The organism is Frigoribacterium salinisoli, from assembly GCF_054781095.1.
In genome coordinates, this window is the sequence record NZ_BAAGVB010000002.1 from 319,149 (window position 1) to 337,676 (window position 18,528).

The window sequence follows — 18,528 nt, forward strand, 5'->3', positions numbered from 1 at the left end:
TAGTCTGCCCCCTGTGGAGACGGACCGGGTGCACGCGACGACGCGTGAGGACGACCGGGTCGAGGCGGTCCTCGACGAGTTCTTCCAGCTCGCGAAGGAGCGCGCGGCCCAGGTCGGCTCGCACTACGTCGACCTCTGGCAGGTGCTCGAGCGCAACAGCGCGGGCGGCAAGCGGTTCCGGCCGCGCATGGTCCTCACGGCCTACGAGGCCCTGGGCGGCACCGACCGCGAGGCGGCGGCCCGCGTGGGCGCGGCCTTCGAGCTGCTGCACACGGCGCTGATCGTCCACGACGACGTCATCGACCGCGACTTCTCGCGCCGGGGCATCCCCAACGTGTCGGGCAGCTACCGCGACACGGCGACGACCGCGGGGCTGCCGACCCCGGCGGCCGAGCACCGCGGCACCTCGGCGGCGGTCATCGCGGGCGACCTGGCGCTCACCGGTGCGAGCCGCATGCTGCTCGCCGTCGAGTGCGAGTCCGGGCTGCGCACGCGCCTGCTCGACATCCTCGACGAGGCCGTGTTCGCCAGCGCGGGCGGCGAGATGGTCGACGTCGAGTTCTCGCTGAGCCCCGAGCTGCCGACCGTCGACGAGATCCTCGACATGGAGCGGGCCAAGACGGCCGTCTACTCGTTCGAGGCGCCGCTGCAGGCCGGTGCCGTGCTGGCGGGCGCCTCCGACGAGGTCGTGGCCCTGCTGGGCGAGTTCGGGCGCGAGGTGGGCACCGCCTACCAGGTGGTGGACGACCTCCTGGGCGTCTTCGGCGCCGAGTCCGACACGGGCAAGACGACGCTGGGCGACCTGCGCGAGGGCAAGCGCACGGTCCTCGTGGCGCACGCCGCGACGACGCCCGAGTGGCCCACGATCAAGCCGTTCATCGGCAAGCCCGACCTCACCGAGGCCGAGGCCGAGCACGTCCGGGGCCGCCTCGAGCTCTCGGGCGCCCGAGCCTTCGCGGAGGACCTCGTGCGGCAGCACGCGGGCCGCGCCCTCGACCTCCTCGCGGATCCCGTGCTGCCGGGCGACCTGCGATCGTCCCTGACCCCCGTCGTCGACGTCGTGCTCGAGCGGGTCCGGTGAGCACCGCGACCACGGGGCTGTCGCTCTACGACGCGACGGCCGAGGCCACGGCCTCCGGCGTGATCCGGCGCTACTCGACCTCCTTCGGCCTCGCGTCGCGCCTCCTCGGGGCCGACGTGCGCCAGCACGTCGAGAACGTCTACGCCCTCGTGCGCGTCGCCGACGAGATCGTCGACGGGCCGGCGGCGGAGGCGGGGCTCGACCGCGACGCGGCGGGCGCGCTGCTCGACGACCTAGAGGCCGAGACGGAGCGTGCCGTCCGCGACGGGTTCAGCGCGAACCTCGTCGTGCACGCCTTCGCGCGCACCGCTCGCGCCTGCGGCTTCGGCGCCGAGCTGACGGCACCGTTCTTCGCGTCGATGCGCAGCGACCTCGACGTCGCCGAGCACGACCAGGAGTCCTTCGACCGCTACGTCCACGGCTCGGCCGAGGTGGTCGGGCTGATGTGCCTGCGGGCCTTCGTCCGCGAGCGGCACTACCCGGCGTCGACCCTCGCCGAGCTCGAGCACGGGGCCTGCGCGTTGGGCGCGGCCTTCCAGAAGGTGAACTTCCTGCGCGACCTGGCCGCCGACTTCGAGGCGCTCGGCCGCAGCTACTTCCCGGGCGTCGACGTCTCGACGTTCGACGAACGGACGAAAGCGAGACTCGTGGCCGACATCGACGACGACCTGCGGGCGGCCGGCGAGATCATCCCGGTGCTGCCGGCCTCCTCGCGACGCGCGGTGGCGCTCGCGCACGGCCTGTTCGCCGAGCTGAACCGACGGCTCGAGGCCACGCCGGCCTCCTCCCTGGTCCGTGCCCGGGTGCGGGTGCCCGACCCGGTCAAGCTGCGCATCGCGGCCTCGGCGGCCCTCGGTCGCGTCGCGCCCGTGCCGGCCCCCGCGGTGCAGGAGGCCCGCCCGTGACCGCGCGCTGGCTCGCCCGGGCGGAGGGCACGACGAGCGTCGAGCGCCACGGCCGTCGCGTCGTCGTGATCGGCGGCGGCATCAGCGGCCTGGCCTCGGCGGCGCTGCTGGCCCGTGACGGGCACGAGGTGACGGTGCTCGAGCAGCTGCCCGACCTGGGCGGTCGCGCGGGTTCGTGGGAGCACGAGGGCTTCCGCTTCGACCTGGGCCCGAGCTGGTACCTCATGCCCGAGGTCTTCGACCACTTCTTCCGGCTCATGGGCACGTCGAGCGACGAGCAGCTCGACCTCGTCGAGCTCGACCCGGGCTACCGCGTCGTCTTCGAGCGCGGCGAGACGATCGACGTGCCCCGCGGCCTCGAGGCCGTCGTCGCCGAGTTCGACCGGGTCGAGCCCGGCAGCGGCGACCGCCTCAGGCGCTACCTGCGGTCGGCGCGCGACACCTACGACATCGCGAAGGAGCGGTTCCTCTACACCAGCTTCGAGTCGTACGGTCCGCTGCTGCGCGGCGACGTCGTGGTCCGCATGCCGAAGCTCGCGCGCCTGCTGCTGCAGCCGCTCGACTCGTTCGCGGGCCGCATCGTGGCGGAGCCCCGCCTGCGGCAGATCCTCGGCTACCCCGCGGTGTTCCTCGGCTCGTCGCCGTTCGCGACCCCGAGCATGTACCACCTCATGTCGACGCTCGACCTCGACGACGGCGTGCTCTACCCGCAGGGCGGGCTGACCACGGTCATCGAGCGCATCGCGGCGGTCGCGCAGGAGGCCGGGGTCGAGCTGGTCACGGAGGCCCGCGTCACCGCGATCGAGACCGAGCCGACGAGCGGCGAGGGCCGCGGTCCCGCGGCCCGCGCGACGGGCGTGCGCTGGACGGACGCCGCCGGCACCGAGCACGTGCTCGAGGCCGACGTCGTCGTGAGCGCGGCCGACCTGCACCACACCGAGACGCGCCTCCTGCCCGCCGAGCTGCGCACGCACGACGCGCGCCACTGGGAGCACCGCGACCCGGGGCCCAGCGCGCTGCTGCTCTACCTCGGCGTCGAGGGCGAGGTCCCCGAGCTCGAGCACCACACGCTGCTCTTCGCCGACGACTGGCACGAGAACTTCGAGCGCATCTACGGCGACGTCAAGCGGATCCCCGACCCGCCGTCGCTGTACGTCTGCAAGCCGAGCACGGTCGACCCGTCGACGGCGCCCGCCGGGCACACGAACCTCTTCGTGCTCGTGCCGCTCCCGGCCGATCCGGCGCTCGGCCGCGGTGGGCTCGACGGTGAGGGCGACCCGCTCGTCGAGCGCCTGGCCGACCAGGTGATCGAGCAGATCGCGAGCTGGGCGGGCGTGCCCGACCTGGCGGAGCGCGTCGTCGTGCGCCGCACGCGCGGCCCCCGCGACTTCGTCGACGACTACAACTCGTGGAGCGGCAGCATGCTCGGCCCGGCGCACACGCTCTCGCAGAGCGCGATGTTCCGTGACGGCAACGTGTCGTCCGCGGTCGAGGGGCTGCTGTTCGCGGGCGGCTCCGTGCGGCCCGGCATCGGCCTGCCGATGTGCCTGATCAGCGCCGAGGTGCTGGTGAAGAACCTGCGCGGCGACACCTCGACCGAGCCGCTGCCCGAGCCCGCCTGATGGAGCACGGCCTCCTGGGCTTCGTCTACCTCGCGGCGCTGCTCTTCTCGATCTTCGGCATGGCGACCCTCGACCGGCGGTTCACGCTGTTCGTGTTCCGCGACCCGGCGCGCGGGGCGGTGACGTTGCTGGTGGGCGTCGTGTTCTTCGTGGTCTGGGACCTCGTCGGCATCGACCTGGGCATCTTCTTCCGGGGCGAGACGTCGTTCATGACCGGGTGGCAGCTCTACCCCGAGCTCCCCGTCGAGGAGGTCTTCTTCCTGGTGCTGCTCTGCTGGCTGACCATGAACGTGCACGCCGGGGCCCGCCTCGTGCTCGCCCGCCGGGCGTCCGCCGCCGAGGTGCGCGGGGCCCGCGTCGACGAGGGGCAGGAGGCCCGATGACCTACTGGGCCGTGAACGCGGTGTTCCTGGGCGTCGTGGCGGTCGTCGGGCTGCTCGCGCTGCTCGTCGCGCGCCTGCGCTCCCGCGGCACCGCGCGCGACGCGGGCAGGAGGCGCGTCGTGGCGCGAGGCGCGCTCGTCACGACCGTGGTCCTCCTGCTGATGACCGCGGTCTTCGACAACGTCATGATCGCGATCGGCCTGGTCGGCTACGACGAGGCGAAGATCAGCGGGCAGTTCGTGGGCATCGCGCCGCTCGAGGACTTCGCCTACTCGATCGCGGCGCTCGTGCTGCTGCCCAGCGTGTGGACGCTCCTCGGCGGCCGCTCGACCGTGGAGGAAGGGACCCGCCGGTGAGGACGCTGCAGGCGCTGTTCGTGTCGTCGAGGCCGCTGAGCTGGGTGAACACCGCGTTCCCGTTCGCGGCCGCGTACCTGCTCACGCAGCTGGGCGGGGGCGGGGGCGTCGACTGGCTCGTGCTCGTCGTCGGCACCCTGTACTTCCTGGTGCCGTACAACCTCGCGATGTACGGCATCAACGACGTCTTCGACTACGAGAGCGACCTGCGCAACCCGCGCAAAGGCGGCGTCGAGGGGGCCCTGCTCGACCGGTCCTTCCACCGCGTGACGCTGATCGCCGTCGTCGTGACGAACGTGCCGTTCCTGGTGTTCCTCGTCGCGGTCGGCGACCCGCTCAGCTGGCTCGTGCTCGCCGTGAGCCTCTTCGCGGTCGTCGCCTACTCGGCCCCGCGCCTGCGCTTCAAGGAGCGCCCCTTCGTCGACTCGCTCACGTCGAGCACGCACTTCGTCAGCCCGGCGGTCTACGGCCTCGCGCTGGCCGGGGCCACCTCCACCCTGCCGCTCTGGGCGCTGCTCGCCGCCTTCTTCCTCTGGGGCGTGGCCAGCCACGCCTTCGGAGCCGTGCAGGACGTCCTCGCCGACCGCGAGGCCGGCATCGGCTCGGTCGCGACCGTCATCGGGGCCCGGGCGACGGTGCGGGTCGCCGTCGTCGGCTACCTCGTCTCGGGCGTGCTGCTGACCTTCACCGACTGGCCGGGACCGCTCGCCGCCGTCCTGCCGGTGCTCTACGCGCTCAACTGCCGCCCGTGGTGGGACGTCGCCGACGCCGACAGCGAGACCGCCAACCGGGGTTGGAAGCGCTTCCTCTGGCTCAACTTCGTCGTGGGCGCTGCGACGACCATGCTGCTCATCTGGTGGTCGCTGCTGCGGGGGTGACCCGACCCTCCTGCGCTCGTCCGAGGGTGCGGCAGGTGGCACGTGCGCCCGCCCTGCCGTCCTCGCCCCGCGGCGGCAGGCACGCCGTCGCCGGAGCGCCGCCGGGCGTTCACCCGGAGGCCAGGTCGGACCGATACGTTGCATGCCGTGTCGTCCCTGGCTCCTCGGTCCCCGCGCCTCGTCGACGACGTGCGCCGTCGCTGGCAGCGCGTGCGTCGCCACCCCCGGTCGATCTGGTGGGCCTTCGCGGCCCTGCACGGGGCCGTGCTGCTGGCGCTCACGCCGCTCATGCTCGCCGGCGGGGTGAGCGGCGACCTGCCGCTCTACCGGACCTGGGCGTCCGCCGCCCTCGGCGAGGGCACCTGGCCGGTCCTCGACCACGCCTGGGTCTACCCGGCGGGGGCGCTCGCGCCGATCGTCCTCGCGGACGTGCTCGGCGGGTCGCTCTACCAGCTGGTCTGGCTGCTGCTGCTCACCGGCCTGAACGCCCTGTCGCTCTGGCTGCTCACCGACCGCGGTCGGCGCACCGTGGACGCGACGGCCGCGTGGTGGTGGCTGCTCGTGCTGTTCCTGCTCTCGCCGGTCGCGTTCCTCCGGCTCGAGGGCTTCAGCGCACCGCTCGTCGTCGCGGGGCTCCTGCTGCTCGCCCGGCACCCGCGCACCGCCGGCGTGCTGCTCGCGGCGGCCACCTGGATCAAGGTCTGGCCGGCCGCCGTCGTGGCCGCCGTCGGAGTGGCCGCGTCGCGCCGCACCTCGGTGCTCTGGGCGGGCGTCGCGGTCACGGGCGTCGTCGCAGCGGTGGTCGTCGCGGGGGGTGGTGCGACCCACCTCGACAGCTTCATCACGATGCAGGCCGACCGTCGCCTGCAGCTCGAGGCGCCGCTCGCGACGCCCTGGGTCTGGATGACGATGCTGCGGATCCCCGGCGCGGCGATCTACGAGAACGTCGCGCTGGCCACGCGCGAGGTCATGGGGCCGGGGGACTGGTGGGCGACGAACGGGAGCACGACGCTCATGTTCGGCGTGCTCCTCGCGATCGTCGGGCTGCTCGCGATCGCGCGGTTCGGCGTGCCCGGGGGCCCGCGCCCCGTGGTCGACGAGACCGACCTGGTGCTGCGCGGGGCCCTCGCGCTGACCTGCACGTTCGTCGTGCTCAACAAGGTGGGCTCCCCGCAGTACATGCTTTGGATCGCGCCCGTCGTGGCCGTCGGGCTGTTCCTCCGCCCCGAGGAGCACCGCACCCCCGCCGTCCTCACGGCCTGGGCCGCCGGGCTGACGACGCTCGTGTTCCCGCTGCTCTACCGGCAGCTCCTCGAGCTCGAGGTGCTGCCGGTCGCCGTGCTCGGGGCCCGCAACCTGCTCGTCGTGCTGCTGTTCGGCTGGAGCGTCGTGCGCGTCGCCGACGCCGTGCTGCCCGCCCTGGGCCTCGAGGGGCGGACGCTGGCCGGCCTCGTCGGGGCGCGACGGGCCCCCGGCCGGACCGTGCCCGTGGTGCGGGCCGACGAGCGTCCCTGAGCGGGACCGTTCCGCTCCTCCCCCTAGCGGGTCGGGCGCCCGCGCGTCCACCCCTCGGCGGGTGATCTGGGCGGCGGTCGGTGGATCGTGCCAGCGTGGAGGGCCGGAACCGAACGCACCAACCAAAGGAGTCCCCCATGAAAGGCAAGTTCCTCTTCGTCGCAGGCGCGGCCGTCGGCTACGTCCTCGGAGCCCGTGCCGGTCGCGGTGCGTACGTGAAGATCAAGGACCGCGCCGAGGGCATCTGGGAGAACCCCAGCGTGCAGAAGGGCGTCGCGCAGGCCGAGTCGTTCGTCAAGGAGAACGCGCCCGTCGTCGGCCAGAAGGTCAAGGAGGCCGCCTCCACCGGTGCCGCCGCCGTCTCGGACACCGCCTCGAAGGTCTCGTCGAAGGGCGGCTCGAAGGCCCAGGACGCCGCCTCGAAGGCCAGCGACGCCGAGAAGGGCGCCGCGGACAAGGTGTCGGAGAAGACCGACCAGGCCGTCGACGCCGCCGAGAAGGGCAAGGCCACCGAGAAGCTGCCCGGGGTGAACCCCGGTGAGTGACCTGAAGGACCCGGAGCGCAGCACCAAGCGCTCGCTGGGCTCGCTGCTCGGCAGCATGCCCGACCTCATCTCGCGGCTCATCCGTGGCGAGATCGCCCTCGCGAAGACCGAGCTGACCGCCAAGCTCAAGCAGTCGGGCGTCGGCATCGGCCTCCTGGTCGGTGCCGCACTGTTCGGGTTCTTCCTGCTCGCCGTGCTCATCACGGCCGGCGTGCTCGGCCTCGCGACGGTCCTGTCGCCGTGGCTGTCCGCGCTCCTCGTGGCCGCCGTGCTCCTCGTGATCACGGGCGTGCTCGCCCTCCTGGGCCTCAAGGCGCTCAAGAAGGGCGTCCCGCCGACGCCCGAGCGCACGGTCGCGAACGTGAAGGCCGACGTCCAGGCGCTGAAGGGACAGGGAGTCCATGACCGATCGTGACGACCAGCACGGCAGCCACCCCGCGCCGGAGCCCACCGGCCCGGGCACGGGACGCCCGGAGCTCCGCTCCGGCGCCAGTGCCGCCGAGATCGAGCTCGAGGTGGCGCGCACCCGCGAGGAGTTCGCCCGCACCCTCGACGCCATCGAGGACAAGCTCAGCGTCCCGGCGCACGCGCGCCGGCTCAAGGCCGGCGTGCAGCGCCGGCTCGCCGACGACCCCACCAAGGTCGTCGCGCCCGCCCTCGCCGGGGTCGCGGGCATCGCCGCGATCGTCGCGGGCATCATCAAGACGCGCCGCTAGCGCGAGCAGCAGCAGGGAAGACGGATCAGCATGGCCGAGAAGAGCAGCACGCGCGAGGCACGGGCGATCGATCCGGACGACGAGCGCAAGCCCGACAGTCCGGACGACCTGCACAAGCCCTCCTGGGGCTACGTCCTCAAGAAGACGCTCCGCGAGTTCGGCGGCGACCAGTGCACCGACCTGGCCGCGGCGCTCACCTACTACGCGGTCCTCGCGATCTTCCCGGGCCTCCTGGCGGTCGTGTCGCTGCTCGGCGTCTTCGGGCAGGCGGGCAGCACGACCGACGCGATCCTCGAGATCGTGCGCAACCTCGGGTCGGAGCAGGTCGCCGACCTGCTCCAGGGCCCGATCGAGCAGTTGACCACCTCTCCGGCGGCCGGCTTCGCGCTCGTCGTCGGTGTGCTCGGTGCGCTGTGGAGCGCCTCGGGCTACGTCACGGCCTTCAGCCGCGCGATCAACCGCGTGTACGGCATCGACGAGGGGCGCCCGATCTGGAAGCTCCGCCCCGCGATGCTCGCCATCACGGCGTTCACGGTCGTCGCGATCGTCATCGCGCTGCTGATCCTCGTGCTCAGCGGCGACGTGGCCGAGACCGTCGGCGACGTGATCGGCCTCGGCTCGACCGCGGTCTTCGTCTGGAGCATCGCCAAGTGGCCGGTGCTCGCGATCATCGTCGTGGTCATCGTCGCGGTGCTGTTCTACTTCACGCCGAACGTCAAGCAGCCCAAGTTCCGCTGGATGAGCATGGGCTCGCTGCTGGCCATCGTCATCTGGCTGATCGCGAGCGTCGGGTTCGCCTTCTACGTCGCGAACTTCTCGAACTACAACAAGACGTACGGCTCGCTCGGTGCCGTCATCGTGTTCCTGCTGTGGCTCTGGATCACCAACCTCGCGCTGCTCTTCGGTGCCGAGTTCGACGCCGAGGTGGAGCGCGGTCGTGAGCTGCAGGCGGGCCTCGAGGCCGAGCGGGACATCCTCCTGCCGCCCCGCGACACCGCGCAGAGCGACAAGAAGGCCGAGAAGCGCGCCGAGGACGAGTTGCAGGGCATGAAGCTCCGGCAGGAGGCCGCTGCGGCGATCCGCCGGAACGAGTCGGACCACGAGCAGTCCGACCGCATGACCGCGGGCGGCCGTGACGCGAAGGAGGCCGCCGACTCCGACGGCAGCAGCCAGCAGCGCCGCGACGACGAACGGCGCCACGACCGGGGCTGACCCCGGCGGTCCCCGCACGACGAGAGGGACGGGACGAGCTGCGGCGCAGCTCGTCCCGTCCCTCGTCCGTGCGTGGCGGGCAGGAGGCGCGTGCCGGGGCCGGCCCGCGCCTCCTGCCGTCAGAACGCGTAGCCGAGCTCGCCGGGGTAGTCGCCGCGGGCCGTGAGGCGCTCGGTCGCGTCGCGCAGGTGCGAGAGCGTGAGGCCGAGCGTGCCGGGGCCGAAGCTGACGCGCGAGACGCCCAGCTCGGCGAGGCGGGCGAGCGGCACGGCCGACGGGTTCGCGATGACGCTCACCTTGCCGTGGATCGCCTCGAGGGCCCGCTGGACGAGCTCTTCGGTGCCGAGGCCGAGCACGAAGGCGCAGTCGGCCCCGGCGTCGAGGTACGCGTTCGCCCGGGTGACGGCGTCGTCGAAGCTGTCGGGGTCGCCGGCCAGCGCGTCGACGCGGGCGTTGATGACGATCGGCACGCCGGTCGCCTCACCGGCACGGCGGGCCGCCGCGACCTTGGCGACGGCGGTGTCGATGTCGTAGAGGGGCGCCTTGGCCTGGCCGAGGGAGTCCTCGAGGTTGAGGCCGGCCGCGCCCTGCTCGATGAGCCGCACGACGTTGTCGAACGCGCCCGAGGCGTCGGTGGCGTAGGCCTTCTCGAAGTCGACCGAGACGGGCAGGTCGACCGAGCGCACGACGATGCGCGCCGCCTCGAGCATCTCGTCGAGCTCGAGGCCCTCGCCGTCCTCGACGCCGCGCGCCTCGCTGATCGAGTGCGACGCGGTCGCGAGCGCCTTCACGCCCGGCACGGACGCGACGGTGCGCGCCGTGATGGAGTCCCAGACGTTGGTGACGATCAGCGGGTCACCGGGCACGTGCAGCGAGCGGAGGAGTTCGGCCTTCTCGGCCGTCGTGGAGATCGACATGCCCCCAGCCAACCGCACGTGCGCCCCGGGCGCCAGCGTCACCAGTCTGACCGTCTCGTGTTCGCCTTCACTCCCCGATATCGCTGGATATGGTCCTATAGGCGCGCAGGGGGCTCGTCAGGGCTCCCAGTCCCTCGATCTTCCCTTCGTCGATCAACTTCCTCAGCCACCAACGAACGGTAGACGGCGCCAGCTGCGTTCGTGTGCTGAGACCACGAGCCGTCAGCGGCTGGCCGCCTTGAAGGGTCGCCAGCAGGACCTCGCCAGGAGTGCCCTCGTGTACCTGTACCTGTACCTGTGCCTTTGACCGGGCTGCCTCGACTGTCGCCCGCACGTCGGCTGGCAGCACGTAGCGGGCGTATCGACGACCTCCCTCTTTGACGGCGAGCCCGGCTTCGACCAGTTCGCGGAGGACCGCGCCAGCTTCGATGCGATCAGCCCCCCATTCACGAAGGGCCTCGTTCGTGACGTGTCCCTGACGCATCATGGCAAGCGCGAGTCGATGGTTGGGGCCCAGGTCCGCGGCCCCGACGGCGGCGAGCCACCGAAGGGTGTCGGCGCTGAGGAGCTCAGAGCCGTTCATGGTCACGCGGAACTGTGTGATGCTGTTCGCGAACTGAGGACGTCCTTGGCCGTACGCCCGGGCCTCACTGATGATGCGGGGTATGCCAGAAGCTCGATTCTCGGCGACCAGGCGATCCGAAGCAGGCATGTAGGTGTCCGAGAGGATCTGCGCAAGAGTGGCGTTCCTCGACGACGAGATGCCTTCCTCGCCGAGGTCGTCCTCGCTGACAGGGCCGTACAGTCCTCCGGGGTTGCGGACGACGATGCTGTCGGGGGTGATCTCGATCTGCACCTGCGTGCCTCTGGTGAGGGAGCTGTAGTCGCGATGCAGCAGGGCGTTGACCACGGCCTCGCGGACCGCCTCGAGGGAGTACTCGAAGCGCTCCTGGCGGCCTTCCGCCGACACCAGGGATCGTGCGGACATGTTCCGTCTCGCCGCCGCTATCGTCTGGGCGACCATCTCAGGGATGGAGCCTCGGACGGTCACGTTGTCGACGAAGCGCTCGCCGTCAGCCATGTCGGCTCCTCTCGCCGTGAAGGAGACGAAGAGCTGCGGAAAGAACTCTTGCGGGAAGGAACCGAAGGCGAGGAGACCGGCGAGGCTCGGAACGAGCGCCTCTCGGTCGGGCGTGAAGACGAGGACGCCGATGCGGCGGAGGACATCCTCGTCACTCGCCTCGGCGAAAGAGGGCACGTCTCGACGGAGCCGCTCAAGGCTTCGAAGCAGGGCCGTTCGATGGAGGTCGTCCATCGAGGCGTCCAGGACGGGCTCGCGGTCGTCGAGGGGCTGGCTCCTGCTGGCATGGAGCAGTTCGACCTCTGCGGTCGTCATCTTGCGATCGCCGTCCCCCGAGCGGACGTACGCACCGGCCCACGGGCCTTTGGTCTTGACGTACGCCGGCTTGAGGTGGGCAGGAAGTTCACTGACGGTGGCGACCAGGCAGACCTTGCCCTCGATCTCCACGAAGTCGGTCTCGACGGGGATGGCGGGTACGACCGCATCAGCTGCCTGTCCGACGAGAGTCGTCCTCGTCGCGGCGGCGTTGCTCAGGCCGACGACGTCGAAGCCTGCGTCCTCATCGACGCCGAGGACCAGTGTGCCGCCGCGCGTGTTGGCAAAAGCGACGATGGTCTCGACGACACTCTTCGGATAACCGCCGGCGGCCGACTTCAACTCGACGTCATCGAATTCTCCCCCGATGCGACGCATGCTCTCGATGACGTCTTGTAGTTCATTCGACTCCATGGGTCCCCCAGCGCATCGGTGCGTCTACTGAGTGGCGAGGTTAGCAAGTCACCTGCTAAGTCAGCAAGCTGCTTGCTGGTCTTGGCAAGTAGCTGCTCCGACTTGGCAAGTAGCTGCTCAGACTTGGCAAGTAGTGCTGGTCACCGCATTGCGGGAGGCGCGGCGTCAGCCGAGCGCGGCGGCGCGCACCGCGGCGATCCGCGCGGGCACGGTCGCGTCCTGCAGCGAGGTGGTGTCGCCCAGCGGGCGCCCCTCCGAGAGGTCGCCGAGCAGGCGGCGCATGATCTTGCCCGAGCGGGTCTTCGGCAGGTCGGGCACGGCGAGCACGGTCGCGGGCCTGGCGATCGGGCCGATCTGCTCGGCGACGTGGGCCCGCAGCGCGGCCGACAGCTCGGGCGTGAGCGCCGACCACACGGCGGGCTCGTCGGCGGACCCGGCGTCGCGCACCGCGCCTCCTGCCGGGCGCTGCGCGGGCACGACGAACGCGGCGATCGCCTGGCCGGTGCGCTCGTCGGCGACGCCGACGACGGCGGCCTCGGCGACGAGGGGGTGGGCCACGAGCGACGACTCGATCTCGATGGTCGACAGGCGGTGCCCCGAGACGTTGATGACGTCGTCGACGCGGCCGAGCACCCAGGTGTCGCCGTCGTCGTCGACCTTGGCGCCGTCGCCCGAGGCGAACCAGCCCTGCTCGCGGAACTGCGTCCAGTACGCGTCGCGGTAGCGCTCGGGGTCGCCCCACACGGTGCGGGCGAGCGCCGGGCCGGGCCGCTGCACGACGAGGTAGCCGCCGCTGCCGCGCGGCACCGGGACGCCGGCCGCGTCGACGACGGCCGTCGCCAGGCCGGGCAGGGCGCGCAGCGACGAGCCGGGCTTCAGCGTGTCGACGCCGGGCAGCGGCGCCATGACGGCGGCCCCGGTCTCGGACTGCCACCAGGTGTCGACGATCGGGCAGCGTCCGCCGCCGACCTGCTCGTGGAACCACACCCACGCCTCGGGGTTGATGGCCTCGCCCACGGTGCCGAGCAGCCGCAGCGACGACAGGTCGTACGTGTCGGGCAGCCCGTCGGGGAACCACGACGAGAGCGTCCGCACGAGCGTCGGCGCGGTGTAGTAGGTCGTGACGCCGTAGCGCTCGATGATCTCGAGGTGCCGCGCGGGGTGCGGGGTGTCGGGCGTGCCCTCGTAGACCACCTGCGTCAGCCCGTTCGAGAGCGGGCCGTAGATCTCGTAGGTGTGCGCCGTCACCCAGGCGAGGTCGGCGGTGCACCAGTGCACGTCGTCGGCCTTCGCGTCGAACACGGCCCAGTGCGACCAGCTCGCCTGCACGAGGTAGCCGCCGCTCGTGTGCACGAGCCCCTTCGGGCGACCCGTGGTGCCGCTCGTGTACATGATGAAGAGCGGGTGCTCGCTGTCGAACGCCTCGGGCTCGTCGACGTCGGGCTGGCGGTCGACGACGTCGTGCCACCAGACGTCGCGGCCGGGCGTCCAGGGCAGGTCGGGGGTCTCGTCGCCCGTGCGCCGCACGACGAGCACGTGCTCGATCGCCTCGACGCCCGCCACCGCGGCGTCGGCGGCCGCCTTGACGGGCACGGCCACGCCCCTCCTGAACTGGCCGTCGGTGGTGACGAGCAGCTTCGCGCCGGTGTCCTCGACGCGGAACCGCAGCGCCTCGGCCGAGAAGCCGCCGAACACGAGCGAGTGCACGGCCCCGAGCCGGGCGATCGCGAGCGTGACGACGATCGTCTCGGCGATGACGGGCAGGTAGACGACGACGCGGTCGCCGGGCCCGACGCCGAGCTCGCGCAGGGCGTTCGCCGCCTGGACGACCTCGCGCCGCAGCTGCGCGTAGCTGACGTCGCGCCGGTCGCCGCGCTCGCCCTCGACGTGCAGGGCCACCTTCTCGCCGAGCCCGGCCGCCACGTGCCGGTCGACGCAGTTGACCGCGACGTTGAGCCGGCCGCCCTCGAACCAGGTCGTGCGCGGCACGGTCAGCTGGCCGTCGGCGCCCTCGCGGACGGGCTCCCAGGTGTGCGCGGTGTGCCACGGGGCGTCCCACTCCAGGCGGCGGGCGGCCTCCTCCCAGAACGCGACCGGGTCGGCCGCGGCGCGCGCGTGCGCCTCGCCCGTGACGTTCGCGGTCGCGGCGAGGGCAGGAGGCGCGGGGAACGTCCGCCGCTCGTCGAGCAGGTTCGAGATCGTGTCGGTCGTGGCCACCCGCCCGAGCCTAGGGAGCGGGCGCGCGCGCTCGGCGGGCAGCGGCAACGAGACGTAACACGGGCGGGGCCCTCCGCTCCGGGTCGGAGGGTGCTCCCGACGGAGCGGGCACGCCGTCAGGTCGTTCCGGGGCACCTGCCAGCGAGGACGGAGGAACGGGGCCCCGCCCCTGCCGCCGTGCCGATCGCCCTGTGGACAGATCGCCGCGCAGGAGGCGCGGGCCGGGGCAGACAGATCCCTCGCGTTCGTGATCTCCCCGTGACCTGCGTACGGTCGGCCGTCGTCCCGCGAGGGACGCAGGTCGCCGGCCCCGCCGGCGACCGCACGGCACGCTCGACACCCCCGCTGCCCGCGAGCGCCGCCGACCCCCGAACTCGTCCAGGGTGGGCAGCGGCACGCTCGCCGTGCCGGGTGCCCGCTGGAGCAGTGACATGACCCGTAGCACCCGCATCCGCAGCCTCGTCGGTGGCGCCGCCCTCGTCGCCCTCACCGGGGCTGGCGTCGGCCTCGCCGCCGCCCCCGCCAGCGCCGCCGACGGCGCCACCTGGGACGCCCTCGCGCAGTGCGAGAGCGGGGGGAACTGGGGCATCGACACCGGGAACGGCTACTCGGGTGGCCTCCAGTTCAGCCCGAGCACGTGGAGCGCCTACGGCGGCAGCGGCAGCCCCGCGGCCGCCAGCCGTGGCGAGCAGATCGCCGTCGCCGAGCGCGTGCTCGCCGGGCAGGGCTGGGGCGCCTGGCCCTCCTGCTCCGCGAAGCTCGGCCTGAGCGGCTCGAGCAGCGCCGCACCCGCACCGGCTCCTGCCCCCGCGCCGGCCCCGGCCCCCGCCCCGGCGGCACCCCAGCAGCAGGCCCCGGCGCCCTCGACCGGCACCGGGTCGAGCGCAGGAGGCGCGGCGTCGTCCGCCGCACCGGCCGCGCCCGCCGCACCCGTGGCTCCTGCCATCGAGGCCGTGCCGACGAGCGGCGAGACCTACACGGTCGAGGCGGGCGACTCGCTCGACCTCATCGCCACGGACCGTGACATCGAGGGCGGCTGGGTGACCCTCGCCGGCGCCAACCTCGACACCGTGCCGGACCCCGACCAGATCGTCGTCGGCCAGGTCCTGCAGCTGCCCGCGGTCTGACGCGCGTCGCACGACAACCTCCGGACGGCCCGGACGCCCCGCCCCTGGCGGCGCGTCCGGGCCGTCCGACCGTGTCGGGCTCCGAGCGTGCCCGGGGGAGCGCGACGGCGGGCGACCTAAGATGGTGGGGACCTGTGCGGCCGCTCCGGCGCAGCGTCCGTGCCCCGGAAGGACCCCGTGACCAAGGCCCCCACCGTCTACGACGTGGCCGCGCACGCGGGCGTGTCCATCGCCACGGTGTCCCGCGTGCTGCGCCGCCCCGACGACGTGCGCCCGGAGACCCGCTCGCGGGTGCGGGCCTCCGTGCTCGAGCTGGGTTACGTGCCGAGCGGGGCCGCTCGGGGGCTCGCCGGGCGTCGCACGGGCGTGCTCGGCCTGTTCCTCCCCGGGCACGACGCGATCGAGGAGCCCGAGCCCGACTGGGCCGCCCTCACCGACGCCCGCCGCATCGAGCTCGTCGACGAGACCGGGCGGGCACGCCCGAGCGGGGGCGACGGGCCGACGCGCACGTCGGTCTCGCCCTACTTCGACGAGGTGCTGCGCGGCGCCGAGGTCGAGGCGTGGCGGCGGGGCTTCGCGCTCATGGTCGCCGCCGGTCGGGGGCCGAGCCGGGAGGTGCTCGTGAACGACATCGCGGGCCGCGTCGACGGGCTGGCCGTGCTCGCCAGCACCGTGCCCGACGAGCTGCTGGCGCACGTGGCGAGGCGGATCCCCGTCGTCGTGCTCGCCGACGCCCAGCCCGGCGACCAGCTCGACCACGTCAGCGTCGACAACCGGGCCGGCATGCGGGCGCTCGCGGAGCACGTCCTCGCCGACCTGCCGGAGGGGCGCCACGTGGTGTTCGTGAGCGGTCCCGCCGACTCGCCCGACGACGCCGACCGGCACGCCGGCTTCGACGACGCCGTGCGTGCCGTGGGGCTGCAGGAGGCGCGGGTCGAGCTCGTCCACGGGGACTTCGGTCGCGAGCGCGGCCGGGAGGTGGGCGCGGCGCTCGTCGCGGGGCGCGGGGCGGACGTGGGGCGGGCCTCCTGCCTGCCGGCCCTCGTGGTGTGCGCCAACGACCAGACGGCGCTGGGGGTGCTGGAGGCGTTCCGCGCGGCGGGCGTCGACGTGCCGGGCCAGGTGCGGGTGACGGGGTTCGACGGCATCGACGCCACGCGCTTCTCGGTGCCGGCGCTCACGACCGTCCGCCAGCCGATGGACGATCTCGGGCGGGTGGCGGTGCGCACGATCCTGGCGCGCCTGGCCGACCCCGCCCTGCCGCCGCAGCGCGTGACCCTGCCCGTGCGCGTGCTGCTGCGGGAGAGCACCGGGGGCTGATCCGGCGGCGTCCTCGCGAGCACGGTCCGAGGCGGCGTCGCTGCGCCTGGCGGTCTCTGCAGTGCTCAGCTGACCGGCAGGTCCGTACCGCTCCACTGCGACCAGGACCCCGGGTAGAGCCTGCCCCTCCCGAGCCCGAGGTGCTCGAGCAGCAGGAGGGTGTGGCACGCCGTCACGCCGGAGCCGCACGACGAGATGACGGGCGTGTCCTCCTCGATCCCAGCGGCGGAGAGCCGGGCTCGGAGGGTCCCCTCGGGCAGGAGGAACCCGCGGTCGTCGAGGTTGTCCCGGCAGGGCAGGCTGCGCGCCCCGGGGATGTGGCCGGACACGGCGTCGAGGGGGTGGGGCTCGCCCCGGAACCGCGTGCCCTCGCGGGCGTCCAGCAGGACCGCCCCCGAGGGCTCGCCCCGGAGCGCCGCGTCGGCGAACCCGGCGACGACGTCGAGGTCGGCGAGGAGCGCAGGAGGGATGTCCCGGGCCGGGAACCCCGACGTCGGGCGTCCCGTCTCGCCGGTCTCGAGGGAGTCCTCGCCGTGGGACGCCGTCCACGCTCCGAGGCCGCCGTCCAGGACGGCCGCGTCGACGCCGACGGCCCGCAGCATCCAGACGAGGCGGGCCGCGAACACGCCGCCCGCCCGGTCGTACGCGACGACCTGGTCGGTGGCGCCGACGCCCGCACGGCGCATCCCCTCGGCGAAGGTCTCGGGGTCGGGGAGCGGGTGCCGACCCGCTGTCGCGCTCGGGGGCGCGGCGAGCCACCGGTCGAGGTCGACGTGGACCGCTCCGGGGACGTGCCCGGCGGCGAAGGCCTCGTGGGGAGACTGCCCCACGGCGCCCGAGCCGAGGTCGACGACGGTCACGGGCTCGGCGAGCATCTGCTCGAGGGAGACGAACGGGGTCTGCACGGTCCCATCCTGCCCGCCGCCGCGCACCGGGCACGACCTGCACCGGTGCCGAGCAGCGCAGGAGGCGCGTCCTCCCCCGCCAGGATGAAGTCCACGCCCGCGGCTCGGCCCCGGCACGTGCCGCTCCTGCTGTCGTGGCACTGGTCCCCGCCGCCCTCGATCCCCGTGCCGCACCAGCCGGAATGCGACGTCGTCGCGTGGACGATGCCCCTCGACAGGGCGGTCGGGGTCACGCCCGACGCCGAGTCGTGGGCGGAGGACCTGCGCCTCCGCCCGTGCCTCGCCGAGCAGGGCTGGGACCGGACGGCGCCCGACCGCGACCCGACGGTCCTGCTCGCGGCGGACGCCTGGCGAGACGGCTCCGTCGTCGTGCCGCCGCTCGACGCCGAGCGGGCGGAGCGCTCCGGCCACGGTCCCGTCACCGACGCCGCCGAGGTGGCGTGGACCGCCTGGGCGATGGAGCACAACGCCGACGCCGAGCTGGGCCGCGCGCTCGACGCGTGCCTGCCCGAGGTGCGCGGCACCTCCTGGGGCGCGCCCTTCGAGGGGCAGGAGGTGCAGGCCCGCGCCCGCGAGCTGCGCGCCGTCGCGCGGCGGCACGCGCTCGCCGACCCCGCCGTGGTCGCCGCGGCGGAGCGCTGGCACGGCTGCCTGGCGGCGGCCGTGCCGGAGGCTGCTCGGCGGCTGCCCGACGACCCGATGGGCCTGCTGACGCCCGTCACCGATCGGCAGCCCGTGCCGGTCACCGGGGCCGGGCGCGCGCTCGCCCGCGCCGACGTCGCGTGCCAGGCGTCCTCGGGCTACCGCTCGGCGCTCTACGAGGCACAGTGGCGGGAGGAGTCGCTCGTCACGGCCGAGGACGCGGCGCTCTTCTCGTCGCCCAGGGCCGACCGGGTCGCCCGCACGGACGAGGCGGTGCGGGCGCTCCTGCTCGACGACGTCGACTGAGGTCGGAGCGCGACGAGACAGGCGGTGGGCCCTCCACCTAGACTGGCCCTTTTGCCACGGAAAGGTGGAGC

18 protein-coding genes are annotated in these 18,528 nt (G+C 73.4%); 14 read left to right on the plus strand and 4 right to left on the minus strand.

Translation table 11 applies throughout. The annotated features are described in order from the left end of the window. Positions 1 to 13 precede the first annotated feature (13 nt). From ACYVHQ_RS07425 to ACYVHQ_RS07475, 11 genes are all read left to right on the plus strand, one after another. Positions 14 to 1,081 carry a polyprenyl synthetase family protein gene (locus tag ACYVHQ_RS07425; RefSeq protein WP_460511634.1) on the plus strand — a complete coding sequence of 356 codons (1,068 nt, stop codon included), beginning with the start codon at positions 14 to 16 and terminating at the stop codon, positions 1,079 to 1,081. Beyond that, positions 1,078 to 1,986, plus strand: a complete 909-nt coding sequence (locus ACYVHQ_RS07430) for a phytoene/squalene synthase family protein (RefSeq protein WP_460511635.1) — start codon at positions 1,078 to 1,080, stop codon at positions 1,984 to 1,986. Before ACYVHQ_RS07425 ends, ACYVHQ_RS07430 begins: the two co-directional genes overlap by 4 nt. Continuing rightward, a complete protein-coding gene (crtI, locus tag ACYVHQ_RS07435) occupies positions 1,983 to 3,608 on the plus strand; it encodes a phytoene desaturase family protein (protein WP_460511637.1) in 1,626 nt (541 codons plus the stop codon). The genes ACYVHQ_RS07430 and crtI overlap by 4 nt, the downstream gene beginning before the upstream one ends. Next, positions 3,608 to 3,991 carry a lycopene cyclase domain-containing protein gene (locus tag ACYVHQ_RS07440; RefSeq protein WP_460511639.1) on the plus strand — a complete coding sequence of 128 codons (384 nt, stop codon included), beginning with the start codon at positions 3,608 to 3,610 and terminating at the stop codon, positions 3,989 to 3,991. The genes crtI and ACYVHQ_RS07440 overlap by 1 nt, the downstream gene beginning before the upstream one ends. After that, complete coding sequence (locus ACYVHQ_RS07445) at positions 3,988 to 4,347, plus strand: lycopene cyclase domain-containing protein (protein WP_460511640.1); 360 nt, start codon at positions 3,988 to 3,990, stop codon at positions 4,345 to 4,347. Before ACYVHQ_RS07440 ends, ACYVHQ_RS07445 begins: the two co-directional genes overlap by 4 nt. After that, on the plus strand, positions 4,344 to 5,225 hold the full coding sequence (locus ACYVHQ_RS07450) for a prenyltransferase (RefSeq protein ID WP_460511642.1): 882 nt from the start codon (positions 4,344 to 4,346) through the stop codon (positions 5,223 to 5,225). The genes ACYVHQ_RS07445 and ACYVHQ_RS07450 overlap by 4 nt, the downstream gene beginning before the upstream one ends. Before the next feature lie 147 nt (positions 5,226 to 5,372). Further along, complete coding sequence (locus ACYVHQ_RS07455; protein WP_460511644.1) at positions 5,373 to 6,740, plus strand: hypothetical protein; 1,368 nt, start codon at positions 5,373 to 5,375, stop codon at positions 6,738 to 6,740. 137 nt (positions 6,741 to 6,877) lie between these two features. Next, a complete protein-coding gene (locus tag ACYVHQ_RS07460) occupies positions 6,878 to 7,285 on the plus strand; it encodes a YtxH domain-containing protein (RefSeq protein ID WP_460511646.1) in 408 nt (135 codons plus the stop codon). Next, entirely contained in the window at positions 7,278 to 7,700 is a 423-nt protein-coding gene (locus ACYVHQ_RS07465; protein WP_460511648.1) for a phage holin family protein, read from the plus strand. Before ACYVHQ_RS07460 ends, ACYVHQ_RS07465 begins: the two co-directional genes overlap by 8 nt. After that, on the plus strand, positions 7,687 to 8,001 hold the full coding sequence (locus tag ACYVHQ_RS07470; RefSeq protein ID WP_460511650.1) for a DUF3618 domain-containing protein: 315 nt from the start codon (positions 7,687 to 7,689) through the stop codon (positions 7,999 to 8,001). The genes ACYVHQ_RS07465 and ACYVHQ_RS07470 overlap by 14 nt, the downstream gene beginning before the upstream one ends. A gap of 30 nt (positions 8,002 to 8,031) precedes the next feature. Continuing rightward, positions 8,032 to 9,213: a YihY/virulence factor BrkB family protein gene (locus tag ACYVHQ_RS07475; RefSeq protein WP_460511652.1), complete on the plus strand. Its 1,182-nt coding sequence runs from the start codon at positions 8,032 to 8,034 to the stop codon at positions 9,211 to 9,213. 119 nt (positions 9,214 to 9,332) lie between these two features. On the opposite strand, the gene ACYVHQ_RS07480 is transcribed toward ACYVHQ_RS07475, so the two are convergent. The 3 genes from ACYVHQ_RS07480 to acs all read right to left on the minus strand — a co-directional run bounded on the left by ACYVHQ_RS07480 (position 9,333) and on the right by acs (position 14,157). Next, a complete protein-coding gene (locus tag ACYVHQ_RS07480) occupies positions 9,333 to 10,130 on the minus strand; it encodes an isocitrate lyase/PEP mutase family protein (protein ID WP_460511654.1) in 798 nt (265 codons plus the stop codon). Between the two features lie 67 nt (positions 10,131 to 10,197). Further along, positions 10,198 to 11,940: an ATP-binding protein gene (locus ACYVHQ_RS07485; protein WP_460511656.1), complete on the minus strand. Its 1,743-nt coding sequence runs from the start codon at positions 11,938 to 11,940 to the stop codon at positions 10,198 to 10,200. A 165-nt stretch (positions 11,941 to 12,105) separates the two neighbouring features. Beyond that, on the minus strand, positions 12,106 to 14,157 hold the full coding sequence (gene acs / locus ACYVHQ_RS07490) for an acetate--CoA ligase (protein WP_460511658.1): 2,052 nt from the start codon (positions 14,155 to 14,157) through the stop codon (positions 12,106 to 12,108). 431 nt (positions 14,158 to 14,588) lie between these two features. Between acs and ACYVHQ_RS07495 the strand changes: the two genes are divergently transcribed. After that, entirely contained in the window at positions 14,589 to 15,284 is a 696-nt protein-coding gene (locus ACYVHQ_RS07495; RefSeq protein WP_460511660.1) for a transglycosylase family protein, read from the plus strand. Positions 15,285 to 15,461: 177 nt separating this feature from the next. Then, a complete protein-coding gene (locus ACYVHQ_RS07500) occupies positions 15,462 to 16,604 on the plus strand; it encodes a LacI family DNA-binding transcriptional regulator (RefSeq protein ID WP_460511662.1) in 1,143 nt (380 codons plus the stop codon). Positions 16,605 to 16,669: 65 nt separating this feature from the next. On the opposite strand, the gene ACYVHQ_RS07505 is transcribed toward ACYVHQ_RS07500, so the two are convergent. Continuing rightward, positions 16,670 to 17,509, minus strand: a complete 840-nt coding sequence (locus ACYVHQ_RS07505) for a sulfurtransferase (protein ID WP_460511664.1) — start codon at positions 17,507 to 17,509, stop codon at positions 16,670 to 16,672. 84 nt (positions 17,510 to 17,593) lie between these two features. On the opposite strand from ACYVHQ_RS07505, the gene ACYVHQ_RS07510 reads away from it, so the two are divergent. Further along, a complete protein-coding gene (locus ACYVHQ_RS07510; protein ID WP_460511665.1) occupies positions 17,594 to 18,457 on the plus strand; it encodes a hypothetical protein in 864 nt (287 codons plus the stop codon). Positions 18,458 to 18,528: the final 71 nt, after the last annotated feature.